Origin of the sequence: Flavobacterium muglaense, assembly GCF_014305155.1 — a bacterium.
Taxonomy (GTDB): domain Bacteria; phylum Bacteroidota; class Bacteroidia; order Flavobacteriales; family Flavobacteriaceae; genus Flavobacterium; species Flavobacterium muglaense.
Window position 1 is genome coordinate 1 of sequence record NZ_JACRUK010000086.1, and the last position, 6242, is coordinate 6242.

Here is a 6242-nt window from a genome sequence, read left to right on the forward strand (position 1 = left end):
AAAATACTTTCTGCTTTACGATTATTTTCTATTTTTTTTTAAGCGCAAAGCTCGGCAAGATTATATATTGCAACGTTATACTGCTTTGAGGTGGCTGGAAGTTCGTAACCGCTAATTTTTCGGCTTAACAAAAACTTGATGCGAAACGATAATTCCACTAAACTCCAGCTAACTCAAAACAGTTGTTGTACGAGGCTTATTTTAGTCGAAATTACAAATTAAACCTTAATTATCAATTTTTTTTTAGTTGAATATTCTTATTTATTTTTCTAAGCGTAAAGTTTGGCTAAGTCTAGTTTTCAGATTCCGCTTTTCAGACAAAATTCTTCACGCACTTTTAGCAAAGTCAATTTTCTGTTTCAACTTTCCGATTCTATTCTACGCGCAAAGTTCGGCTAAGTTCAATTTTTAGATTCTGCGTGAAAAGCTAGACAAAGTTCCGTTTCCACGGGTTTTTCTGCTGAGTAGATTCTACGCGCACAGTTCGGCTAAACACAATACTTAAAAGTTCCTGCGGAAATATATTTTTAGTTGGCAAAAGTGTTTTCTGCGTAATTTAGGCATAAGTCTCGTACAACGTCCCGCCGGCTTTAAGAAGTTGGGGATTTTTGTTCCCAAACCATTCCATTAAGACTGAAGTCAAATATATAAAATTACCTTTAAATTATGCCTAAAACCCCAATTTCTTAAAACCGCTGTTGTATGCTGTTGAAATTAAGTATTCCAATAAAATCTTTCTGAATTATTTAGATTTTTAAATTTAGAAAATTCTACCCAATCATATTTTCCATTTTCATCTCGATACAAAATTAATTTGTCGTTTTTGATATTATTGATACATAGACTAAGTTCAGAAACACAAGATTGAAAGTCTTCAAGCTCGTAACATGATATGTGAGTATGAATATCTGAATTTCCATTCGGATCTTCTATACCAATTGTTATTTCGGAATTATATGTCGCAATCCAAATTGAAAATATTTTAGAATTGCTTTTTAAGGAACAATCAAATGAGCCGTCATTTTGATAATTTATTGTTGGCACAAATTCTGGGAAATTTGCTTCAAGAAATTCTTTGATTAAGTTAGAAAATAAATTTTGTTCCATCTATTCGTTCAGTTTTTCATCAATAGCATACAACGTCTTGTGGCTTGGCGTCAGTTGGGGATTTGGTTAGCCAAGTATATAAATTAAAGACCGAACTTCCAAGTACAAAACCAACTTTAAAGTTTGCCTAAAACCCCAATTGCGCCAAACCGCTGTTGGCAGATCGGGCTGTTTTTATTTTATTTTTCTTCCTCAAAATTGTCAAAATATGTAAAATCTTTTGTTATCATTCCGTTTTCAATTGTCAAAATTGTACAAATTGGCAATTCAAATTTTGAATTATCTGGTGCAGTTCCGCTAGAAATAAATTCAATAATAATATGATTTTCTCCTGATGAATAAGTTTGAATAACTTTATCGTGTAAATCTGGAAATATTTTGTTTAGTTCAGAATATTTCTCAATTATTTCTTTTCTATTCTGTTTCACAATTCCTTTTCCTAAACTTGGGTCTTTGAATTCAGAAATTTCAACATACATATTTGCCATTTTTTCCCAATCGTGATTGTTAAAATGCTCAAAATATGTTTTTACTAATTTTTCGTTTTCTGTCGAGTTCATACTTTGCTTTTTTTGATTATTACAAGATACAATTATTAATGTTCCTAAAATTATTATCGCTAATTTCTTCATTTCTGTTTTTTTTAGTTGATTCAAAATTAGTTAAAAGTTTTTTAATTTTATGTTAATTCGATTTTTAAGTTTTTTTGGTTGCCTGTCTGCCAACGTTTGCGGCTTCATGAAGTGGCGACCAACCAAGACCAAGCCTTCACAAATATAAAGAAAACTTTAAATTAAAAACCTTTATCATTCCAAATAAATCCCGTGCCAAGCCATTTCTTGAAATCGCTGTTGGCAGATCGTAGTTATTTTCTTTTTCGTTCAATTATTTCTTTTAATCCTGGTTCACAAGTTAATAAATGCCAACCGCCAAAAACGATAAAAATTTTATCATTTTCATTTAGTAAACTATCAATCTTTTTTAGCAGAAATTGGTCTCTTATGTTTTTTGATTTTCTTCCAATTTCTTGGAATTTTCCCTTTGCGTCGAATGGATTTGTTGGTTTCAAATCATTTATATTAAATTCACGACCAACTAATTTTTGATAATTTACTTTGTAAAAACTAAACTTTTGTTCTTCAACACTTAAATTTACTTTTCCTTTTTTGATTATGTAATTTTCTACGAATTGATTATATCTTTTTTCAATTTCATCTTCGTCGGAAACTTTCTCTCCAAATAAACTCCACATCAATCTTTCAGTTATAATGTATGCTAGAAATTCTCCTTTTGAATAATGTTTTAAAAGTTGAGCAAATTCAAATTCAGCATTTGGGTCGCCATTAATAGTTTTTATTTTCAAACTATCTGACATTATTTTTGTTAAGCCAATTTCGCCATCTTTTTGTAACGCATCTTTTTTCGAAAGATATTTTTTTTGAGAAATATCTCCGCCTTCATTTATGCAAATATTTGGATGAAACGTATAAAATTTATTTTCTATTTCTGTAAACATTTTGTTTTCGATATCGCTATTATTGGTTAAATGTTCAACACCGCAAAAAACTATTTCTTTTTTTCCGTTTTTGAATTTTAAAATATATGGATTTGATGGTAAATGTCCATTTTTATCAAGTTTCAAATCAAGATAACTTATAGTAGTAAAATCTTTTGTGATTTTACTTTCTGTTTTTTCTCTTACTTTTTTATTGCAACTAATTAATATAAAAAAGGAAAAAATTACATATTTTATGTTTTTCATATTTCTGCTTTTTCGTCAGTTCTGCTACTATGTCTGCCAACGTTTTGCAGCTTGCAGAAGTGGCGGCTTTTCAGCACTAAAGTTACTAAAAATTCCTGAACTTTCAATAAGCACGAAAGTCTCTAAAAAAGCACTATACCCGCCATTTTTGCAAACTGCTGTTAGCGGATGCCCTTATTTTTTTTCGTTAAGTTGTTCGTTTAACATTTCAAATTTACCAATAATTTCGTCTAATTTAGTTTGTTGTTTTTTAATTTGTTTTGGTCTTAAATAAAACCAATTAAATAGAATCCAAATTGAAGTAATCCCATAAGCAAAGATTCCCCAAAAAGCTGTCATTAGTTGTGTGTATTCGTACATATACAAGCCAATTCCTGTTGAAAGCAAAACAAAATATAAATTCAACATTGTAGTTTGCATAAATCGTTGTTTTGCTTTAATATCTATTAAGTTTTTTAAGTATTCACTATTACTTTGTGTGTTAGTTGTTTTTCTGAAAAGTGCAAAACTTTGGTTGTATGCGATTACAAAAATTACCATTGCCAAAATAGTTAATATAATCCCTATTTTTGTTGTAATCATTTGTGGTTGATAGTACACCCAAATGAAAATAATAAATAAAGAGGTTATAATTAGTAAAAGGTTTGTTATGATTAATCTTTTTAAATTGGATTTTTTGAATTTATTTATTTTCGACAACAAATCTTCTTTGTTAGGCTCTCCTGTTTTTTGCTTTGCCCACAATTCGTTAAAATTTATATTACTGTTCATTTTCTTTAAATTTTTGAGTTAATTTTTCTTTTATTCTATGAATTTTCACTCTTATGTTGACTTCTGAAAGTCCAACAATAATGGCTATTTCGGATTGTTTTATATTTTCTAATTCTAGTGAAATAATGATACGGTCTGTTTCTGGCAATTCCGAAATACACTTATATAAAAATTGAATTTGAGGTTCAATATTTTCTTCTTTTTCTTGTTTCAAATTGATTGGCAATTCTGCTTTTAGGAAACGGTTTTGTTTTTCAATTTGTCGTAGGCATTTATTAGAAGCAATTCTAAAAATCCAAGTGCTAATATTGGCTTCATTTCTAAATTTTGGTAGTTGTTGCCAAACGATAATAAATGTTTCCTGTGCCATATCTTGTGCAAGGTCGTAGTCATTTATATAACCCATACACAAACGAAATATTTTTTGCCAATACGCTTTATATATATCTTCAAATACCATTTTATTTCGTTGTAATGAAATTATTCAACTGGCTAAAATACCATTCTTTGTCGTCATACATTATAAAATGCAGTCCTTTGTTGGAATACTGCAAGTTGGCTGTTTTTAAGTTTTTATATTGCTCTTCTATGGCAGGTTTTACATTTTTAAAATATTCCTCCAATAAAATCAAAGTAGGGCATTTAATATTCTTAATCTTTTCTCTCAAATCTGTGTTTGAAAAATCACAGTACATTTCAGCAAAAGTTTTTCTGTCTGATTTCATACTCCAACCTATCACCAATTCTCTTTTTGAGGTATCTGCAACAAGTTGTTGAATTGACATTTTTTGCATTTGGTAAAATTGCTCATTCGTTGCTGAACTAATCTGATTTAATATTACTGAACAGTCTTGTTTTTCTACTGTTTTAAAAGTTGTATTCATCAAGGCAGGCAAACAAGGAAGTGCATCTACAATAATAATTTTTTCAATGAGTTCTGGATAATCTGATGCAAGTGCCAAAGCCAAACCACCACCCATACTGTGTCCAATAATAATTGGCTTGTCAATTTTATTTTCTTTTATGTAACTGGCAATACTGGTTTCCCAATTTTTAAATGAAGAGTTTGGTTGTGGTTTTACTCCTGCAAAACCCGCCATTGTTAATGTGTAACAAGTATAATCTTTCTCAAACTTTGTTTTTGTTTCGTTCCAAACTTCGCCTGAACAGGAAAAACCTGGAATGAAAATTATTGATTTACTACCTTGTCCGCTTTTAACTACCTCAAAGGTATTTGTTTTGTTTTGTCCAAAAGTATTTACGCATAAAGCGATAAATAGGGGCAATATGATTGCACTTTTTAATCTGTTCATTTTACTATTATTTAATTGTTCGTCTTTTAGATACGAGATATTCTGAAATGTTACAGAACTTAAAAAAACAATAGCAAAATTTTAAAGGTGTTAGTTTTTTGAGTGGTCTTGTAGGGTTTCCGCTAACGTTTCGCAGCTACACGAGGTTTGGGAAAAAGTACACCTAAACTTTCGGTTAAAGACTGAACTTTCAGACACAAAACCAGCTTCGGAGTTAGCCAAAAACCCAAATCTCGTGTAACTGCTGTTGTGCGATCGGCTTTCTTTTTTATTCAGTTATTACTAATCCGCAATTTGAACATTTTTTATCAAATTCATAAAGTGGATTTTGACAAGCTGGACAAACATTTTTGTCGAATGCAAATTTTGAAGAATCTAATTTTTTAGGATTTTGTGTTTCAAAAGTAACGTTTGTATTTCGTTGTATTTTTTCAGAGATTAATTTTAGCAATCTCGCTTGTTCTTTTTGAGTTTCAATAAGTTCGTCAATTCTAAAAACCCAACGAGTAAAATAAACGTTGATAATCAAAATTACAACACCAATTATAAATATTACAAATTCATTCATTTTTTAAGTTATTAAGGTTTAGTTTCTTCGCCTTTAAAGTGAGAAGCATTTTTTAAATTATTTACTATGATAGTATCTTTTTTATTATCCATTTTAAGGATTTTGGTTTCTAAAGATTTTTTAGTTCCTATTGTTGGTTCGTTTTTGGGAGTTGTTATGGGAGTTTTATTTTCAATTGTTTTTTTGTCGTAAATAAATTTTCCTCCCAAAAAACCTAAAAAAGCTAATATAAAATATTTTAATATTTCAATTTTAATGTCTTTTGACTGAATTAGAGTTTCATTCATTGCAAAATCTAGTTTACATTTTTCAATCCAGTTTAACTTTAAATAAATTAAAGATGGAAATTTTTCGCCACCAAACCATTTTAAAATGTAGTTAGAATTAAAAGGATTGTTTTTAATGTCTATATTTTTTTCTAATACATAATCGGAACTGAAATCTTTAATAGATAAAATTAAATCATAAGCTCCAACTTTATCAATGTCTATTTCGTATATTTTGCCATTTGAAATAAGTACACTACAGTTTATAAAAATGTTATGATGTTTTAATTTCCCTTTTAATTGCATTTAATTTATTTTTAAGAATTTATTAAAAAAACGTCGTCGGCAGTTTCGGTTCGTTCTACCAAGCTGTCGCACAACGGTCTACGCTTGTAGTCTGTTGCGGACTTCGAAGACGATTATTTTTGGCTATACGAAAATACGAATAAAAAACG

The 6242-nt window shown here is 29.4% G+C and carries 8 protein-coding genes; all 8 read right to left on the reverse strand.

Features of this window, described 5'->3' with window-relative positions; all coding sequences use genetic code 11:
• Positions 1 to 714 precede the first annotated feature (714 nt).
• The gene (locus H8R24_RS17480) at positions 715 to 1107 is read right to left on the reverse strand and encodes a hypothetical protein (protein WP_187021632.1); all 393 of its coding nucleotides are present in this window, start codon (positions 1105 to 1107) and stop codon (positions 715 to 717) included.
• A gap of 179 nt (positions 1108 to 1286) precedes the next feature.
• Positions 1287 to 1739 (reverse strand): nuclear transport factor 2 family protein, encoded by a 453-nt coding sequence (locus H8R24_RS17485; RefSeq protein ID WP_187021635.1) that lies wholly within the window; start codon positions 1737 to 1739, stop codon positions 1287 to 1289.
• 233 nt (positions 1740 to 1972) lie between these two features.
• Positions 1973 to 2869, reverse strand: coding sequence for a hypothetical protein (locus tag H8R24_RS17490; RefSeq protein ID WP_187021638.1), 897 nt, complete (start codon positions 2867 to 2869; stop codon positions 1973 to 1975).
• 174 nt (positions 2870 to 3043) lie between these two features.
• Positions 3044 to 3640, reverse strand: coding sequence for a hypothetical protein (locus tag H8R24_RS17495; protein WP_187021640.1), 597 nt, complete (start codon positions 3638 to 3640; stop codon positions 3044 to 3046).
• Positions 3630 to 4100, reverse strand: coding sequence for an RNA polymerase sigma factor (locus tag H8R24_RS17500; protein WP_089080335.1), 471 nt, complete (start codon positions 4098 to 4100; stop codon positions 3630 to 3632). The genes H8R24_RS17495 and H8R24_RS17500 overlap by 11 nt, the downstream gene beginning before the upstream one ends.
• Before the next feature lies 1 nt (position 4101).
• A complete protein-coding gene (locus H8R24_RS17505; protein WP_187021643.1) occupies positions 4102 to 4953 on the reverse strand; it encodes an alpha/beta fold hydrolase in 852 nt (283 codons plus the stop codon).
• 268 nt (positions 4954 to 5221) lie between these two features.
• A complete protein-coding gene (locus H8R24_RS17510) occupies positions 5222 to 5521 on the reverse strand; it encodes a hypothetical protein (RefSeq protein ID WP_187021645.1) in 300 nt (99 codons plus the stop codon).
• A gap of 11 nt (positions 5522 to 5532) precedes the next feature.
• On the reverse strand, positions 5533 to 6093 hold the full coding sequence (locus H8R24_RS17515) for a hypothetical protein (RefSeq protein ID WP_187021648.1): 561 nt from the start codon (positions 6091 to 6093) through the stop codon (positions 5533 to 5535).
• Positions 6094 to 6242: the final 149 nt, after the last annotated feature.